We start from the raw sequence: 17,495 nt of genomic DNA, 5'->3' as shown, positions 1-17,495 counted from the left end.
GCTTCTATCTACGCATCCGGCGAACGTGACATCGCCTTCGCCCACGGCAAAAATCCGTCCAGGAACTTCGTCGTCGCCGGCATGAAATTGCTGCCGTGATGATAAAATGGATCGAGCGTGGAAACGATCAGCCGGCCGGCCGTGGTAACACGGTCGTCGTAAAGCAGCGCGCCGCCGGAATCCCGGTTTGCCGGATCTGGCGGTACATCGATCAAGGTCTGCGCCAGCGGCGGCGGCTTCAACATGCCGTGGAAATGCCAGATGGTATCAGCGAACGATATCGCCCGGAATAATTCATGGTCCGGCGCGACCAGCCGATGCGGCGGCTTCGCGTTCTTGTCCAGCCACCACCAGAAATTGGTCGGCCTCGGCGTCCAGCTCACGCCGGGCAGCCAAGTCTCCGCCTGATTTTCGCCGAATACCACCAGCGTGCCGCTACTTTGCGCGAAATCGATCAGGATTTGCCGGCTGGCCCGCAACAAGTCGGGATGGATGCGATCCGGCACGATCAGCACCCTCACGTCGGCGAGCTGCGCTGGCGTCAGCTCCGGCATGTAGATCGTCCGATCGAACAGGTCGCGGTAACGCGCACCCTGAATCGCTGCATGATGATAGAATGTTCCGCCGTCCAGAACTGCAAGACTCATGACACCCGCTCCCCCGGAAAGAGCCATTGCAGAAGCTGAGGCCCGATCTGCGCGGTGGTGTCGGAGCCCCTGAACTGCCACAGATCGTTGCCGCCGTGAAACAGGATCCGGCCATTGCCCACCGGATAGAGAATGTCAATTGGACGGTCCGCGTGGCCAAGAGCATGAATCACCGTAGCTTCGGCGGGAGCGTCGTGCCAGACGCGGGCATAGAATCCAGCAACGCCACGACGAAAGGTCAGGTCGCGCTCGGACACCCCCGACCATATCGGATGATCCGCGACGCGAACCACCGCGAGATCCTTGAGGTGGCAGTCCTCGACAGTATGGAAGCCGATCATGCCGGGCAGAAATGGATACGCAAAATGACCGTTCGCGACCACCGTGCCGCCATCCCGCACAAACGTCGCGATCCGATCGGCCTGCGCCGCAAGAAACTGCTGATCGCTATGCATGCTGATCAGGAGCGAGGAAAATCGATCCAGCTCCAATTCCGGGAGCGCATAAAGATCGCATGAGACAATATGATCTTTTGCGGCCGGAATATCCGCAAATCCGCCAAGCGGATTCTCGGAATATCCAAACGAAAAAATCAGGGACGGTTTCATCAGCAAGCGAAAGCGCTAATGTTGAACAGTTGATCGGGCTGCGAAGCCAGCACACGCCCGGCAATCGACCGCTTGAGCTTGCTCAATTCGATCTCGTCTTGAGCCGTCCGGGATTTATCGGCGATCAGCGAGAAGAACCTTTCAGGAAGCGCTTCCTCGCGGAGCGCGACTTCTGCCGTTCTCTCATCGATCGTGATGCGGAAGCTATAGGAGATATCGAGGCCGGGAATCAGTCGGGATTTCGGCAGAGAACGGTCGACCCTGTAAACGCCACGCGTCACCGCGCGGGTTACGAATTCGAATGCGTCCCGTACGCCCGGACCGGGATGGCCGCTGACAACGGCGATCTGGCTTCGCAATGGAAGGCGATCGGGCACCAGCGTCTTCAACGCGAAACGGATCGCCTGGAACGTCACAGCCAACATCGCAAGGGCAGCCTGACCGTGAAATACGGAAACAGCTGCGAACGAAATTTCGATCGGCTCTTCTTCGCCCATGATCGTAATCACGGGACCGGCTTCTGAATTCATCTGAACACAGCTCGCGATTTCCAATTCTCGAAAAACCAATCGTCTATTGATGACATACACAACTTCGATCCCGCATTCATCAACGTTAAATTAGAGGCCTTCCAAATCGAAACGGGGCTTACTCGGCCGACGGCAATCTCTGGTACAGGCGCATGCCCTTGATACCTTGCGAGGCCATTAGCACCCATTACGATATATACGAATTGCTGCGACAGCCCGAAGTTCAGAAATTCATCGGCACTGACGCCTACAGGGCTCACAAGCAAGCGCGCTTCCGCCAAGGCGACAATCCGGCCATCGCGCAAAATGAAGCATTCATCTTGATCGACGCCAGGACGCGCGTTACCGGCTGGTATCCCGAACACATCAAGAGTATTCCGAAACCGCAATCAGTTCCGGGCCGAGGGTGCGCGGGGTACCCTGCGATGACGAACACATTACGGCTGGCGAAAATGCCCGGCGCGCAATCTCTCAAAAATTTCACGGACTTCGGGCTTCGGTGCGATGCACAAGGTTCGACATGTATCCAGGAAGGCCCGCCAGCAATTTCAGAGATTATTGATCCTCGTCGATCGCCGCGTCAGAAGCGCACCCGGGCCGAACGGCATCGTGCCTCCGTCTATTCGGCAGGTACTATCGCTTTCGGACGCGGCGAGAGCAGCTTTCGAGATAAATAGGATCGCACCGGCTCATCGTAGGCGCGCAATCCCAGATAGCTCAAGCCGATCACGATCACAAAGATCAGGGGCGCCTCGATCCAGACATCTCGTGAACCAAGCAGCATTCTGTAAGTGCCGTTGATCCAGCAGAATAGGGGATAGTGGAGTGCATACAAAGGATAAGAAAGGGCGCCGATCCTCAAGAAAAATGAATCGATGGTCTTTCCGAACTGAACGTGAGCGCCGGCGATCACCAGCAGCGGGGAGAGAAATAATTTCCATGCAAGTTTTACAGCGAAGGATGCCTCATACGGCGCGAAGAAGATGGCGATCATGGCAATGACCACGCCCCAGAACAGCGGTGTCCAGCCGCGCCAGAAAGGTAATTTTCTATCCAGGTGGTAGATAAAGACACCAAGTGCAAATGATGCACCTACGTGCGGAAAGCCATACCAAAATGTTTCCGTCGTATCTCCGCCAATTCCTATGTGAACGAGTATCGCGGCAGAAACGACGGCTACGGCGGCGGCCAAAGCCATCTGAGGCAAATAGCGGGTCGCCCACCAGACAATGTTCGCCATGACTTCAAGAAAGAGCGAATATTGCGGCCCGTTGAGCGGGAAAAGCTGGGGGCCCCCAACGCCAGACGGCGCGTAAAAGTAAGGCAGGTTCAGCGCGCCCAACAACGCAGCCGAGAAGATCGCCGCGGCGGAAACATCTATGTGAGACACAAAGCTTCTAAAGAACACGTAAGGTGCGCTCACGGCGACCGACAGCACAATCATCGGCATAAGCCGGATGAGGCGCGTTACGATGAAATCACCCATGGACAAGGTGGCGATTTTCCTTCCATAGGCGAGAGGAAGGACGTAACCGCTCAAGCAGAAAAAAGTATCGACCGACAAATTTCCGTTGGCGCACAGCCACGGAATATCGAGCCAGCGCCCTAGATGAAATGCGAGAACGGATAAGGCCGCAAATCCTCGGAGGCCATCGAGTGTCGTGTAGTGATCACTGCGAGTAATCTGAGTGGCCATGCAAAACCCACCTTAGTGATTACGATTTTCAAAAACTCCGGCAATTAATAGCATTTGGATATTGAAGGACTGCGAACCAGATCTTCCTAAGCCCCCAACGCGGCAAACTTTACGTCCCTCATCAGCGACTTCCAGCGGATGCTGCCGTCGTGGACGTTTCTGTAGGAGCCCTCGCCAAGACATTCCCATATTTGACGGAAGGCCGTTGGCGTCGAATCAGACTCGTAAATTGTGTGCCTGCGCGTCAGCTGCAGGAGCGCAGAATTCAAAAACCCAAGACAGCGACCTTTGTCGAACAACGGAAAATTCTCGTTCACGTCAGACGGGATTTTCGACACAATACCGACCATCTGGGACGTGGCCTTGATATATGTTTCCGATCTTTCTCGAATATCAAAAGCGGGATGCTTACGTTTCCGGGATCCGTCTCCGAAAAGATTGTTTGCGTGCTGCCGGTAGCTCACAAGCGGATCTTTGATCTCCGCTATCGCGCCAACCATCTGGCCAAGCAGCATAACCCATCTGTCATGTGCAATGAGTTCACTCGGTACAATGTAGTCAATAAATCTGTCCTTGATGTCTATCAGCTCTATTATCTCGCGCCGAAATACCATCGAGAAACCCCAAAAGGTCCACCATGGGTCATAGCTGAGAGGCAGCTTGATGGTCGTCGCTGTTATACCCTGGCGAAACATTCCGATGTGATTGGAATCGTCATCGATGAGACTTGCCGCGTGAACGATCAAGGAAATTCTTTTGTCCCCGAAAAATTCCGAACATTTTTCCAGCTTCGTTGGATGCCAGACATCGTCCTGATCGCTGAATGCGATGAAATCACCCTGCGCAAGCAGGCACGCCTGAAGAAAATTGTCCCGGAAACCGAGCGCCTTTTCGTTCCGTATTATCTTTATCTTGAAATCGCACTCTGACAGCAGATCCTGAATGATCTGGAGGGTGTTGTCCGTCGAAGCATCGTCGGAAATGATCAGTTCAAAAGGAGCCAGGGTTTGGGCGGCGATGCTCCTTATCTGCTCCTCAATGTACTTCGCCCCATTATATGTAGCGAGCACAACTGAAACGGTTTTTGAGGTTGGTTTGCTCAACTCACCCTCGTTCAGGCGGGATTACTGCAAGCCGATGCTCAGACGTTCACGTTGTAGCCTAGCATAAAAGTAACGAAATGCGATTGCATTCGCGCGGACTTTATGATGCCTTCCGTCGATCAATAATAAAAGAACGGGAGGCGAATTTGGTTCTGACGCGCAGGATGCTGGGCGGAGCACTGTTGCTGGGAGCGCTGGTGCGCCCCGCGATGGCGGAAACCGACGAAAAAGGGTTTGTCCGGATCAGGCCAGACGATGTGCCTTGGAATCCCCCCTCAAGCATGGGCACCATAAGCGCCACGCTATCCGGCGATCCGAGCAAGCCCGGTGTTTTTTACGTCATCCGCGTGAAATTCCAGCCGGGGGTACACAGTGTGCCGCACACCCATCCGGAGGCCAGGCACGTCACCGTCCTTAAGGGAACCTGGTACACCGGAACCGGCGAAACGGTCGACTTCAACAAGGCGGTCCCGCTGACGCCGGGCAGCTACATGATGCATCCGGCCGGGGCGGCGCATTGGGACGGCGCTGGCGACGAGGAAGTCATCATCCAGATCACCGGACTTGGGCCGTCGACCACGGTGCCCGTCCATCCGGGCACACCCGAAACCGGCTATTGGCCGAAGCCGAAATCTTGACTCAGCAACATCAACAACAAGCGCTCCGATCTCGCGGCGCAACAGGGAGGATTCAATGACAAAAAAATTTGCAAAATTACCGGGACTGGCGCGACGCCTTGCACTCGCCGCCCCGTTCCTGATCGTTGCTTGTGAAGCGGCGCCGGCGGAAGATGCCGAGATCAAAACGATCGCGCCGGATTCGGTGAAGCTGGTGCCCTCGCCGACTGGCGTAATGGCTGCCTATGTGGTGGGCGCGCAAAACCAGCCCGGCGTTTTTGTGATCTCGACGCTGTATCCGGCCGGCGTGAAGTCGAAGCCTCATACCCATCCCAACGAGCGCATCATGATCGTTCAATCGGGCACCTTCTATGCCGGCAGCGGTCCCGTTTTCGATGAAAGCAAGGTGCGCAAGCTCGAGCCCGGCTCGGTCATCTACATTCCCGCGAATACCCTGCATTGGGGCTGGGCCAAGGACGGCGACGTTCGCGTCGAGGAAACCGGGATGGGACCGACCGCCAATCAGTTTCCGGCCACGCAGTAACCTCGCCTGCTTCGCGGCGTAACAGGCGAGCGTGATGTTGCGCTCGCCTGTTACTGTAGCGCCTGTCGTGATCGTCAAGCGGCTACCGTACGGCTCAGAAGCCCCCGCTCCCACGGCAGCGACGGCGTCGGCACCGCAAAGGCGCCATCGCCAAGCAATGCTTGGACGCACAGCATCAGGGACCATGTGAACGGCATCTCGCAACCGGCGTCCGTAAAGTAAAAGCCCTTGCGCGTCGCCCAGAAATACGTCGCGCCGATCATCATCGGCAACACGTAGAGGCTGGCCCACCTCGTATAGACGCCGAGGAGCAGACACACGGTCGACAGGATTTCCGCGCTGAGCGTATAGCCCAGCACCCAGCCGGGGTATCCCGCTTTCGCAAGGCCGCCCCACCACATGTCGATCGGCCGGATAATGAATTTTCCATACAATGCGGCGAGGAACAGTCCGGCGATTGAGAGCCGCAGCACGAACGCCGCATAGGGCGCGGTTTTGTAGAGCATTTCATCTCCCGATTGATCGCAAATGTCCGCTTGTCCGGACTTTTGGAGCTGGCGACTGTTCCAGCTTTCTTGTCGGGAATAAAATGCAGCATCGAACAATCAGGCGCAATCCCCTTCCGGCTTGGCGGTATCGGCCCAGGCAAAGCCAAACCAACTAAAGCCGCATCAACCGAAATGTTCGCCGTTTGCAGCGGCTTCATTCCCCGACGTCTTAACGTCTGAACATCATGTCCGGGCATCGCGGCTATTGGAATCGCCACCGCGCGCGGCCTGGACCGCGGCGCGCGTTCCGGCATCCATCGAGCAGATGACGGGCACCGGGATTCGCGGCTGAATCTGCGGCGCGAATCCCGCCAGACCGGCACCGCCGAGGATGACGGCATCGGCGCCATCGGCGGATGCGCACGCCATGCATGAGGCGGTCAGCTCCGCCAGCGCAGCATCCGGCTCCCGGGCGATCTGATCGCCGGTCGCGGCGAGGGTGCGAATGCTGGCAAGGCGGCCCGTGAGGCCGAGGCTCGTGACATATTCGCTCAGGATCGGCTCCCACGCCGCACCGCCGGTCACAATCGAAAAGCGATCGGCTATACGGCAGGCTTCCTGCATGGATGCTTCGGCCATCGCGACGACCGGAACGGGCGATTGCTCGCGAAGCGCCAAGAGGCCGGGATCGCCGAAACAGGCCAGGTAAACCGCATCGCATTCATCGACATGCTGTGTCAGCGCATCAAGCGCGGCATGCGCGGCGACGACGACAGCCGCACGGCTGGCGATATAGGACGCACCGAAACCTCCGGTCACGGCAAGAAACTCGACGCCATCTCCCGCTGCGGCGCGCGCCCGAGCTGCGATGGTTTCGGTGATGCTGACGCTGGTATTCGGGTTTATCAGCAGGATACGCATGAAGACGAGCCCGATAGAATGGCGATAGAACGGAATGATTATCCGTCGATCCCATAGCGAAACGCCACACCGATGACCACACTTCGCAGCGCAGTATTTAACGTGCAAGCTGCGTGCCATTTTTGAATGATCGATTGACTGCTTTTATGGTCGATCCTCCCATCCGTCGCGCACGGAATATGACCGCGCGCCGCGATCTTCGAGGGCAGGCGAAAGCGAAGACTAAGCATTCCGTTTCGCAGGATTGCTTCATCCGCCATCGCGAAGCAGGATGCAGCGCAACCGCGACCAGACCCGCGCGGCATCAAATCCGAAAGACGGCGAAAGCACATCATGTCCGACCAGTTCAGCAATGCCCAGCAGATCCGCAAACCGGCGGCGACCTCCAAAGGCGGAATTGTCGCCGCGCAATCGCGCAAGGCGGCGGAGATCGGCGCCGGGATACTGGCCGACGGCGGCGACTGCGTCGATGCGGTGATTGCGACCACGTTTGCACTGGGTGTGCTCGAACCCTGGATGAGCGGCATTGGCGGCGGCGGCGCCATGGTGCTCTATCGCGCCCGCGACAACCACTATGAAGTGATCGACTATGGCATGCGCGCCCCGCGCGGCATCCGCCTGGAGGATTATCCGCTGACCGGCGACGGCGCGGTATCCGATCTCTTCCCGTGGCCACGAGTCAAGGACGACCGCAATCTTCATGGTGCCGGATCGGTCGCGGTGCCCGGCGTGGTCGCCGGCATGGAAGAAGCCCATCGCCGCCACGCGAAAATGCCGTGGGCCGAATTGCTCAGCCCCGCCGTCGCGCTGGCGGGCAAAGGCCTTGGGGTGGACTGGTGGACGACGCTGATGATTGCCAGCGTCGCAGCGGACCTGCGGCGCTATCCCGCCAGCGCGGCGGCCTATCTCAAGGACGGCCTGCCGCCGAGTGCGCAGTGGAGCATCAAGGCCGACATACGATTGCCGCAGGACAGGCTCAAGGCAACGCTGGCGCAGCTTGCAGCCCGGGGACCGCGCGATTTCTACGAAGGCGATCTGGCGCACGGCATCGCGGCCGACATCCAGGCGGGCGGCGGTGTACTGTCGGCCGAAGACCTCGCATCCTTCCGCGCCCATGTCCGCACGCCGCTGGAGATTCTCTATCGCGGCGGCAAGGTCTACGCGACGCCGGAACTCACCTGCGGCCCGACGCTGGCGCATGCCCTGCGTCTGCTGCAGCAGAACCTCACAGCCGCGCGCGGCGCGCCCGACGCGTCGGCCTATGCGGCCTATGCGGCGGCGCTGCAATCGGCCTATCGCGAGCGGCTGCAGGACATGGGTGACGCCGACGGCAGGCGGGCGCTGGGCGCGGAATATCTGGCGCCATCCTGCACCACGCATTTTTCGATCGTCGACCGCGAGGGCAACATGGCCGCGGTGACGCAAACCCTGCTGTCCACGTTCGGCTCCAAATTCGTTACGCCGCAAAGCGGGATCACCATGAACAACGGCATCATGTGGTTCGATCCCACGGCCGGCGGCCCCAATTCGCTGGCGCCCGGCAAGCGCTGCCTGACCAACTATACGCCGGTGCTGGCGCAGGCTGCCGATGGCCGGCGGCTCGCGGTCGGCGCCTCCGGCGGACGCCGTATCCTGCCGGCGGTGACGCAGATGCTGTCCTTCGTGATGGATTACGGCATGGATCTCGATAGCGCGATTCACCAGCCGCGCATCGACGCCAGCGAAGGCGCGGTGGTGATCGGCGATGCACGGCTGCCGGCGCAGGTGCAAAGCGAGTTGCGGACGCGATTCGATTACGAAACCGCGCATATCCAGACCCTGCCGATGAAATTCGCCTGCCCGAGCGCGGTGCTGCGCGAAGGCGAGACCAATAGCGGCGCCGTTGAGATCTTCCAGCCGTGGGGCGACGCGGTGGCGGAGGGATAGGCCGCGCATACAGGGCGTCGTAGCGCTTACCGTAACACGACGAAAAGCTGCCTGAACCCAAGCTCCAGATTCTTATTTTGACACGTTTTCTTCACGCGAGCCGGTATCCACTTCGCTTAAAACGCGTCCAGCTGCCCTACCCCAGAACGACCGCGAATGTAGCGAACGTGACGGCAACAGCAATCGCGACGAAAATAATATCAAGGGTCATTGTCTTCTCCTTCGTGACGGAGAAACCCTATCGGCCGGCTTCAGCAGCACTTTAAGCTAGATCAAGATAAAAACGCTCGCGCCGCAACGTTTCGCTGGTTCCCTATCTGCTGGGAAATTACCCGCCATCTGCTACGATGACGCCCGACTCACGAAAAGATGATATTACTCTAATTAGCGTCAATCACCTCGATCCTTGATCGAAATCAATGATGAAGCGACTTCATCCATTCACTCTGATCAAGATGAATGAGCGACTGCCCTATAGACCGGTCATGACTGCCCCCGACTTAAAGCGCGGCATCGCGATAGTAGTGACAGTCAAGATCATCCTTCTGGTTGCAGCGGCAGTCTTCGTGTTCGGTCCGCATCAGCGCCCCCAGATCGACCGCAACGCCGTCGACCGGCAAATCCTCAACAATTCGAACTCGCAGGAACCCATCCCATGACCTCGATAGATGTTGTGTCACTGTCGCGGATGCAATTCGGTCTGACGGCCCTTTATCATTTCCTCTTCGTTCCGCTCACATTGGGGCTTTCCATCCTGCTTGGAGTCATGGAGAGCGTTTATGTGATGACCGGCCGGGCCATCTGGAAGGAGATGACGAAATTCTGGGGCCTGTTGTTCGGCATCAATTTTGCGATGGGCGTTGCGACCGGCATCACCATGGAATTCCAGTTCGGAATGAACTGGGCCTATTACAGCCATTATGTCGGCGACATCTTCGGGGCGCCGCTGGCGATCGAAGGGCTGATGGCCTTTTTTCTTGAGGCGACTTTCATCGGCCTGTTCTTTTTCGGATGGGATAAGCTCTCCCGCTTGCAGCATTTGTGTGTCACCTGGCTGGTCGCACTCGGCTCCAATCTTTCGGCGCTGTGGATTCTGATCGCCAATGGCTGGATGCAATATCCGGTCGGTGCGAAATTCAATCCCGACACCATGCGGATGGAAGTCACCAACTTCATGGAGGTGCTGTTCAATCCCGTGGCGCAGGCGAAATTTGTACACACGGTCAGCGCCGGCTACGTGACCGGTTCGATGTTCGTGCTGGCCGTGAGCGCCTATTATCTGCTGCGCGGACGGCACCTCGAACTCGCGAAGCGGTCGATGACCGTGGCGGCGAGTTTCGGTCTCGCCGCCGCATTGTCCGTGGTCGTGCTGGGCGACGAGAGCGGCTATACGGCGGGTGAAAATCAGAAGATGAAGATCGCCGCGATCGAGGCGATGTGGAACACTGAACCGGCGCCGGCTTCCTTCACGCTGTTCGGCCTGCCCGACCTCGAAAACCGCCGCACCGATTACGAGGTCAAGATACCGTGGATGCTGGGGCTGATCGCGACGCGCTCGATCGACAAGACGGTGCCTGGCATCAATGAACTTGTCGGCCGGGCTGAGCAACGTATCCGATCCGGGCTCGTCGCATACGACGCACTGGAGAAACTGCGCGCGCAGCCCTCAAACGCGGCTGAAAGAACCCGCCTTGATTCGACCGCCGCTGATCTCGGCTACGCGCTCTTGCTAAAGAAGATCCGGCCCGACATCGCCAATGCAACTCCTGACGAGATCTCGCGGGCCGCGTGGAGTACCGTTCCGCAAGTCTCACCGCTGTTCTGGAGTTTCCGGATCATGGTCGGACTTGGCTTCTATTTCATTGCGCTGTTCGCGCTGGCCTTCGTGCTCGCCAGCAAGCGATGGCTCGACCGTTACCGCAGCTTCCTCTGGCTGGCGCTGTTCAGCCTGCCGCTGCCGTGGATCGCAGCCGAACTCGGGTGGGTCGTTGCCGAAGTCGGCCGGCAGCCCTGGGTCATCGAGGGTGTATTGCCGACTTTCCTCGCGGTTTCGAGCCTGTCTGCCGCCAATATCTGGACCACGCTGATCGGCTTCGTGGTGTTCTATTCGACGCTTGCCGTCGTCGATCTCTATTTGATGGTCAAGACCGTGAAGGCGGGACCATCCACAGGCGAACCCTTCGAGCGCCCAGGCGCTCGTTTGCTGGTCGCTGACGCAGCCGAATAAGGGAGACAGTGATGTTCGATTATGAAGCCATGCGATTGATCTGGTGGGCGCTGCTCGGAATCCTGCTGATCGGGATTGCCGTGATGGACGGCTTCGATCTCGGCGTTGCGATCCTGTTGCCTTACGTGGCCCGCAGCGACGTCGAGCGGCGTATCGCCATCAATACCGTGGGGCCGGTATGGGAGGGCAATCAAGTCTGGCTGATTCTCGGAGGCGGCGCGATTTTTGCGGCTTGGCCGATACTATACGCCACCGCGTTTTCAGGCTTCTATCTAGCAATGTTCCTGGTGCTCGCTGCGCTCATCCTGCGCCCGGTCGCCTTCAAGTTCCGCAGCAAGCTTGAGAATGCCCGCTGGCGGGCAATCTGGGATGCGGCCCTGTTCGTCAGCGGGCTGGTCCCGGCGCTGATCTTCGGCGTCGCCTTCGGCAACGTCATTCTCGGCGTACCGTTCCGGTTCGACGATTCGCTGCGCATGACCTATGAAGGCAACCTGCTCGGCCTGTTGAATCCGTTTGCGCTGCTCAGCGGTCTGGTCAGCGTCGGGATGCTGACGCTGCACGGCGCGAACTATCTGTCGCTCAAGGCCTCCGGCCCGGTGACACAGCGCGCCGCACAGATCGCGCGTCTTGCGGCGCCGATCACAATCGGATTGTTCGTCATCGCAGGCATCTGGGTTGCGCTTGGTGTCGAAGGCTATGCTCTCACGCAGCAGCCCGCCTATGACGGTCCGTCGAATCCGCTGGCCAAGCTTGTGACGCGGCAGGCCGGTGCCTGGCTGACCAACTACCGCTCGTTCCCCTGGACGATGGCGGCGCCGGTCGCGGCCATCGTCATGCTGGCGGTCTCGCCACTGCTCCTGCGCGCCAGGCACGCCGGCCTGGCGTTCATTGCAAGCGGCGTCGCGATTGCAGGCATCATCGCCACCGCAGGGTTGAGCATCTTTCCGTTCATGCTGCCGTCCTCGCTGGATCCGCGCGCCAGTCTCACGGTCTGGGACGCCTCCTCAAGTCTTCTGACCCTCAGGATCATGCTGTTCGTCACCGTGGTCTTTCTTCCGATCATTATCCTCTACACCGCCTGGGTATATCGCGTGTTGCGCGAGCCGATCACCCAAGCCTTTGTCGAGGGTAACGCGAAATCGCTCTATTAAAAGGGATATCTGGTAATGTGGTATTTCTCATGGATTCTCGGCGTTGGCTTTGCCGGCACCTTCGCGATATTGAATGCGATGTGGTTCGAAGCCCATGCGCAACGGGAAATCGACAATGCCCGGCGAGAGCGGTGAACGCACCACAGCCGCGCGACTGATCCAGACGGCCTCCTTTGCCGTCGCTGCCGGAGCCAGTCTCGTTTTGATGCTGTTTCCATTTCTCCTGCGCCATGTGCAGGGGGCGATGTTGCACCCTGCGCTATCGATCCTGCTGCTGGGTATCACCGGGGCTTTTGTCTACGGCATCGGATTCCGGCCGGAGAACAGATGGCTCCGGATCCTGTTCGGACCCGCCTGCGCCTGGACGCTGATGATCGGCGGCGCTTTGTTGCTGTTCGTGCGCTAGCGTTTTCCTGACGCAGACCGCTATCCGCTTCGCCCGAAAACGCGGGTCCAGGCCATTGCCGGTCGCGCGCGCGATCTGATCAACAGCGACACCGTGATGGTGATGTTGAGCGCGTTCCACGCCAGCCCGTTCAGGAACGCCGCGGCGTAGGAGCCGGTGGCATCGAAGATCACGCCGGAGATCCAGCCGCCGAACGACATGCCGAACACGGAGGCGAAGATGACGATGCCGACGCGGGTCGCCGCCTCCCGTGCCGGCATCGCTTCGCGCACGATGATGGCATAGCGGCACGATGCCGCCCTGAAACAGGCCGAACATCGCGGAGATGACATAGAGCGAGGTCAGGCTGTCGAAGAACAGGTAGAACAACAGCGCAAAGCCCTGCGCCACCGATCCGATCAACAGCGTCCGGATGCCGCCGATCCGGTCGGCGAGAAATCCCGAACCGATGCGGCTGACGATCCCGAAGCCCAACATCAGCGACAGCATCTCGGCGCCGCGCGCGACGCCGTAACCGAGATCGCCGCAATAGGCGACGATATGGACCTGCGGCATCGACATCGCCACGCAGCAGGCGACGCTGGCGAGCGACAGCATCACCGTCAGCGTGTTGGCGCTGAGCCGCAGATCGACGCGCGGCGGCGGCGCATTGACATGGCTGCGCCGCGCCGCCGGCCCCATCAGCAGGCGCAACGCGACGAGCGCGAGCGTCATCGCCAGCGCCGTGAAGATGCCGACGGCGATATGGGTGTCGCGCCAACCCACCGCCTCCATGCCCCAGTTCATCACCGGCGGCCAGATCGTGCCGCCGATATAACTGCCGCTGGCGGCGATGGTGACGGCGAGCCCGCGATGGCGCTCGAACCAGTGCGAGGCTTCGGCCATCAGCGGACCGAACGTCGCCGACGAACTGAGGCCGATGGCGAAGTGCATGAGGATGAACTGCCAGACCGACGACGACATCCCCGCGCCGATATAGCCAAGGGCGAGGAAGCCGATGCCGAGCCCGATCGCGGCGACGATGCCATAGCGGTCGGTGATCTTTCCGGTGAGCACCCCGCCGGAACCGAAGCCGAGCATCGCCACGGTATAGGCCAGCGAAGCCGTGCCCCGGCTCGCCCCGAAGGCGCCCTGCACCTCCGGCAACGCCACCACGACCGACCACATGCCGACGCTGCCCAAGGCGCCGATCACCACGGCCACGGCCAGCCGCGCCCATGCCCGGCGCGAATCGGGAATGAACAACTCGGAATCCCGGACGAAGTGAGAAGAAATTTCCACGGCACACCTAATCTCGCCATTGGCAATCTTCGGGTCAAGCGATATGGCGCGATATTAGGCATACGGACGGGACAAGAAGGCAACGCAATGGCGCTTCGTTAACCCTTTGCTAACCATACACTGGGCAAAAATTGCCGGGTGAAGTCGAGTATCGTCGGCCGCGTAAAACGGGGGAGTTCCCGTGGACGCCAGTGCGGTGCCTCACTTTCGAAACGGCGGTCTCCCGGCCGCTGCGCAGTCGCTTGGCGCCCGGGGGCGCCATCCGCGAGGAGATACCGTAGCGATGGTTGATGTCACGGCAGGTATAGGCGCAGCGGCGCCGAGGCGGAGACTTCCAAGCCTCAATGACATCGTAAAAGCCTTGAAGCGCGGCGATCTCGCGCTGGCGTTCGGCGTCCTCACCATTCTGGTCGTGCTGATCCTGCCGCTGCCTTCGGTCGTGCTCGACCTGTTTCTGGCGATCTCGATCACGCTGTCGATCCTGATCCTGATGACGTCGCTGTTCATCCAGACGCCGCTGGAATTCTCTTCGTTCCCGACCGTGCTGCTGATTTCAACGATGCTGCGGCTGTCGCTCAACCTCGCATCGACGCGGCTGATCCTGTCGCGCGGCCATGAGGGCACCGACGCCGCCGGCCACGTCATCCAGGCGTTCGGCAGTTTCGTGATGGGCGGCAATTTCGTGATCGGAATTATCGTCTTCGCCATTCTGGTCATCGTCAACTTCGTCGTCATCACCAAGGGTTCGGGACGCATCGCGGAAGTCGCGGCGCGCTTCCACCTCGATTCGATGCCGGGCAAGCAGATGGCGATCGACGCCGATCTCTCCGCGGGCCTGATCGACGAGAAGGTCGCCAAGGAGCGCCGCAAGGCGCTGGAAGACGAAAGCGGCTTCTTCGGCGCGATGGACGGTGCGTCGAAATTCGTCCGCGGCGATGCCATCGCGGGCCTGCTGGTCGTTTTCATCAATGTCATCGGCGGCATCATCATCGGCGTGGCGCAGCAAGGCCTGGGCTTTGGCGAAGCCGCGCAGACCTACACGCTGCTGACCGTCGGCGACGGTCTGGTCACCCAGATCCCCGCCCTGATCGTCTCCACCGCGGCGGGCCTCCTGGTCTCGAAGGCCGGCGTCAGCGGCGCCGCCGACAAGGCGCTGATGAAACAGTTCTCCGGTTATCCGCAGGCGCTCGGCATGTCGTCCGGCGTGATGATCGTGCTGGCGATGTTGCCGGGCATCCCGATGATCCCCTTCCTGCTGCTGGGCAGCGGCGCCGGCGCGCTCGCCTGGTGGGCGCAGGGAAAGAAGAGCGCCGCCAAGACCGCGGAAGACAGTGCCGCGGCGAAGCCCGCGGCAGACGCGGCGGCGGCCGCCGCGGCCGAAGAGCCGATTTCGACGGCGCTGAAAATCGACGATCTCAAGATCGAGCTCGGCTATGCGCTGCTGCCGCTGGTCAACGGCCCCGACGGGACCGACCGCCTGACCGAGCAGATCAAGGCGCTGCGCCGTTCGCTCGCGATCGAGATGGGTTTCGTGATGCCGGCGGTACGCATCCTCGACAACGTCCAGCTCGAAGCCAACACCTATATCATCAAGATCAAGGAAGTGGACGCCGGCACGGGGCGGATCTGGCCCAACCAGTTCATGGTCATGGATCCCGCCGGCAACCAGGTCGCGGTACCCGGCATTCACACCACCGAGCCGACCTTCGGCCTGCCGGCGACCTGGGTCGACGCCAGCCTGAAGGAGGAAGCCTCGCTGAAGGGCTATACGGTGGTGGACGCCGCCACCGTGCTCTCGACCCATCTCACCGAACTGCTCAAGAACAACATGTCGGACCTGTTGTCCTATGGCGAGGTGCAGAAGCTCCTGAAGGAGCTGCCCAAGGAGCAGAGCGAACTGGTCAAGGACATCGTGCCGAGCATGGTCACCGTTTCCGGCATCCAGCGCGTGCTGCAATTGCTGCTGGGCGAACGCATCTCGATCCGCGATCTTTCGACCATCCTCGAAGGCATCGCCGATGCGCTGGCGTTCTCGCGCAACCCGACCACCATGGTCGAACACGTCCGCGCCCGCCTGGCGCGGCAGATTTGCGCGCAGAACACCTCCCATAATGGTTACCTGCCGCTGATCGCGCTCTCCGCCAAATGGGAGCAGGCCTTTGCCGAATCGCTGATCGGACAGGGCGACGAACGCAGCCTCGCGATGCAGCCTTCCAAGCTGTCCGAGTTCATGACGGTGGTGCGCGACGCCTTCGAGCGGGCTGCGCGCGAAGGCGAAGCGCCGGTGCTGGTGACGTCGGCGTCGATCCGGCCGTTCGTGCGCTCGCTGGTGGAACGGTTCAGGTCGCAGACCCCCGTGCTGTCCCAGGCGGAAATCCACCCGAGGGCGCGCCTGAAGACGGTCGGAAGCGTCTAGAGTCTTGTTCTGACGCGTTTTCTTCACGCGAACCGGAAACCACTTCGCTCGAAAACGCTATGAAGTCTTGTTCTGACGCGCTTTCTCCATGCGCTCCATGCGAACCGGTATTCCCCGCGAATCGGTAGGTCCAAGGCAGGCTTGCGCTCGAAACCGCTCTGGCCGGCCTCTCAAAGCGAAGCAGTTGGCGCGAGGTTTTTTCGCCACAAGCAAATGATTTATTGACGAAAACAGACCTGAGCCCGGCCCAGGCATTTCGATACCAACACCAAATCAATACATTGAAATAATTGTACTAATTTCGAAATCGGCCGTTTTTTAAACACGGGCATTCACGTCTTTTCACCGCCTTGTGATCGTCCATTTGGAACGGAAGGACGAATCCCCACGTTTGCAACACCGAGTTGTTGAACCTGCCCGTGGACGCGAAACACCAATTCGCAGGAGGCAGCGAGACGGCAGGAGGCTCCAATGAACCATTCGATCTACAGCGCAGACCGTATGACCCATCTGAAGATCGTGGTCGTGGCGCTCGTTGCGGGCATCGCAGTGGCAGGCGTCGGAATCGCGGCCCACAGCAGCAACGATGTCTATGCGCAGACCGCGCACGTCATCAAGGCGGAAAAGACCGTAACCATGACCAGTTCGGATACGTCGATCATACGCTGAACGAGTTTTGTGAATTCACGCGGCGCTTTACCAGCCCCCCAAAGTGCCGTGTGGATATTTAGAAGACCCCAACTACCCCAAAGTTGACTATCGAAAACGCCCGCTCCCCCACGGGCGTTTTCTTTTTGTGTAATGGGGCTCGGATGAGGCGTCTGCCCATCGCGGACAATCCTTGTTTTCAAACAGCCGGCGTAATTGCGCGAGCGCGCCTCTCACCCCGTCATGCACGGGCAGGTTTCGACCGAAACCGACACCTGCTGGCTGT

At 59.9% G+C, this 17,495-nt stretch carries 17 protein-coding genes and 1 pseudogene; 12 read left to right on the top strand and 6 right to left on the bottom strand.

The genetic code is table 11. The features are described from left to right. Nucleotides 1–8 precede the first annotated feature (8 nt). Complete coding sequence (locus HB630_RS00645) at nucleotides 9–647, bottom strand: hypothetical protein (protein WP_213769438.1); 639 nt, start codon at nucleotides 645–647, stop codon at nucleotides 9–11. 26 nt (nucleotides 648–673) lie between these two features. Between HB630_RS00645 and HB630_RS00640 the strand changes: the two genes are divergently transcribed. Both HB630_RS00640 and HB630_RS00635 read left to right on the top strand, forming a co-directional pair. Further along, nucleotides 674–1,165 carry a hypothetical protein gene (locus HB630_RS00640; protein WP_213769437.1) on the top strand — a complete coding sequence of 164 codons (492 nt, stop codon included), beginning with the start codon at nucleotides 674–676 and terminating at the stop codon, nucleotides 1,163–1,165. Further along, nucleotides 1,162–1,779: a hypothetical protein gene (locus HB630_RS00635; protein ID WP_213769436.1), complete on the top strand. Its 618-nt coding sequence runs from the start codon at nucleotides 1,162–1,164 to the stop codon at nucleotides 1,777–1,779. Before HB630_RS00640 ends, HB630_RS00635 begins: the two co-directional genes overlap by 4 nt. Nucleotides 1,780–2,404: 625 nt before the next feature. Here HB630_RS00635 and HB630_RS00630 read toward each other — a convergent pair. Together HB630_RS00630 and HB630_RS00625 are read right to left on the bottom strand one after the other, a co-directional pair. Beyond that, a complete protein-coding gene (locus HB630_RS00630; protein ID WP_213769435.1) occupies nucleotides 2,405–3,481 on the bottom strand; it encodes an acyltransferase in 1,077 nt (358 codons plus the stop codon). A gap of 86 nt (nucleotides 3,482–3,567) precedes the next feature. After that, the gene (locus HB630_RS00625) at nucleotides 3,568–4,584 is read right to left on the bottom strand and encodes a glycosyltransferase (RefSeq protein WP_213769434.1); all 1,017 of its coding nucleotides are present in this window, start codon (nucleotides 4,582–4,584) and stop codon (nucleotides 3,568–3,570) included. Nucleotides 4,585–4,730: 146 nt separating this feature from the next. Between HB630_RS00625 and HB630_RS00620 the strand changes: the two genes are divergently transcribed. Together HB630_RS00620 and HB630_RS00615 are read left to right on the top strand one after the other, a co-directional pair. Beyond that, on the top strand, nucleotides 4,731–5,222 hold the full coding sequence (locus tag HB630_RS00620; protein ID WP_249780589.1) for a cupin domain-containing protein: 492 nt from the start codon (nucleotides 4,731–4,733) through the stop codon (nucleotides 5,220–5,222). 55 nt (nucleotides 5,223–5,277) lie between these two features. Then, a complete protein-coding gene (locus HB630_RS00615; protein ID WP_213769433.1) occupies nucleotides 5,278–5,745 on the top strand; it encodes a cupin domain-containing protein in 468 nt (155 codons plus the stop codon). Between the two features lie 74 nt (nucleotides 5,746–5,819). Here the strand turns inward: HB630_RS00615 and HB630_RS00610 are convergent, their stop codons facing one another. Beyond that, on the bottom strand, nucleotides 5,820–6,251 hold the full coding sequence (locus tag HB630_RS00610) for a DoxX family protein (protein ID WP_213769432.1): 432 nt from the start codon (nucleotides 6,249–6,251) through the stop codon (nucleotides 5,820–5,822). Nucleotides 6,252–6,476: 225 nt separating this feature from the next. After that, nucleotides 6,477–7,154: an aspartate/glutamate racemase family protein gene (locus tag HB630_RS00605; RefSeq protein WP_213769431.1), complete on the bottom strand. Its 678-nt coding sequence runs from the start codon at nucleotides 7,152–7,154 to the stop codon at nucleotides 6,477–6,479. A gap of 333 nt (nucleotides 7,155–7,487) precedes the next feature. Between HB630_RS00605 and HB630_RS00600 the strand changes: the two genes are divergently transcribed. The 6 genes from HB630_RS00600 (at nucleotide 7,488) to HB630_RS00575 (ending at nucleotide 12,864) form a co-directional block, all read left to right on the top strand. Next, complete coding sequence (locus HB630_RS00600) at nucleotides 7,488–9,080, top strand: gamma-glutamyltransferase (protein WP_213769430.1); 1,593 nt, start codon at nucleotides 7,488–7,490, stop codon at nucleotides 9,078–9,080. A gap of 422 nt (nucleotides 9,081–9,502) precedes the next feature. Continuing rightward, complete coding sequence (locus HB630_RS00595; protein ID WP_213769429.1) at nucleotides 9,503–9,739, top strand: hypothetical protein; 237 nt, start codon at nucleotides 9,503–9,505, stop codon at nucleotides 9,737–9,739. Continuing rightward, a complete protein-coding gene (locus HB630_RS00590; protein WP_213769428.1) occupies nucleotides 9,736–11,307 on the top strand; it encodes a cytochrome ubiquinol oxidase subunit I in 1,572 nt (523 codons plus the stop codon). The genes HB630_RS00595 and HB630_RS00590 overlap by 4 nt, the downstream gene beginning before the upstream one ends. An 11-nt stretch (nucleotides 11,308–11,318) precedes the next feature. Continuing rightward, nucleotides 11,319–12,458, top strand: coding sequence for a cytochrome d ubiquinol oxidase subunit II (gene cydB, locus HB630_RS00585; RefSeq protein ID WP_213769427.1), 1,140 nt, complete (start codon nucleotides 11,319–11,321; stop codon nucleotides 12,456–12,458). A gap of 15 nt (nucleotides 12,459–12,473) precedes the next feature. Beyond that, nucleotides 12,474–12,593: a cytochrome bd-I oxidase subunit CydX gene (gene cydX, locus HB630_RS00580; protein WP_213769426.1), complete on the top strand. Its 120-nt coding sequence runs from the start codon at nucleotides 12,474–12,476 to the stop codon at nucleotides 12,591–12,593. Beyond that, the gene (locus HB630_RS00575; protein WP_213769425.1) at nucleotides 12,574–12,864 is read left to right on the top strand and encodes a cyd operon YbgE family protein; all 291 of its coding nucleotides are present in this window, start codon (nucleotides 12,574–12,576) and stop codon (nucleotides 12,862–12,864) included. The genes cydX and HB630_RS00575 overlap by 20 nt, the downstream gene beginning before the upstream one ends. Nucleotides 12,865–12,884: 20 nt before the next feature. Here the strand turns inward: HB630_RS00575 and HB630_RS00570 are convergent. Then, nucleotides 12,885–14,031, bottom strand: a pseudogene (locus HB630_RS00570) (MFS transporter). A gap of 397 nt (nucleotides 14,032–14,428) precedes the next feature. Here HB630_RS00570 and flhA point away from each other — a divergent pair. Continuing rightward, nucleotides 14,429–16,561 carry a flagellar biosynthesis protein FlhA gene (gene flhA / locus HB630_RS00565; RefSeq protein WP_213769424.1) on the top strand — a complete coding sequence of 711 codons (2,133 nt, stop codon included), beginning with the start codon at nucleotides 14,429–14,431 and terminating at the stop codon, nucleotides 16,559–16,561. 471 nt (nucleotides 16,562–17,032) lie between these two features. Further along, nucleotides 17,033–17,230: a hypothetical protein gene (locus HB630_RS00560; protein WP_213769423.1), complete on the top strand. Its 198-nt coding sequence runs from the start codon at nucleotides 17,033–17,035 to the stop codon at nucleotides 17,228–17,230. Nucleotides 17,231–17,495: the final 265 nt, after the last annotated feature.

The organism is Bradyrhizobium sp. dw_78, from assembly GCF_018449525.1.
Classification (GTDB): Bacteria; Pseudomonadota; Alphaproteobacteria; order Rhizobiales; family Xanthobacteraceae; genus Bradyrhizobium.
Note: the sequence above shows the minus strand (reverse complement) of the source record. Positions and strands in the feature narration are given on the sequence as shown.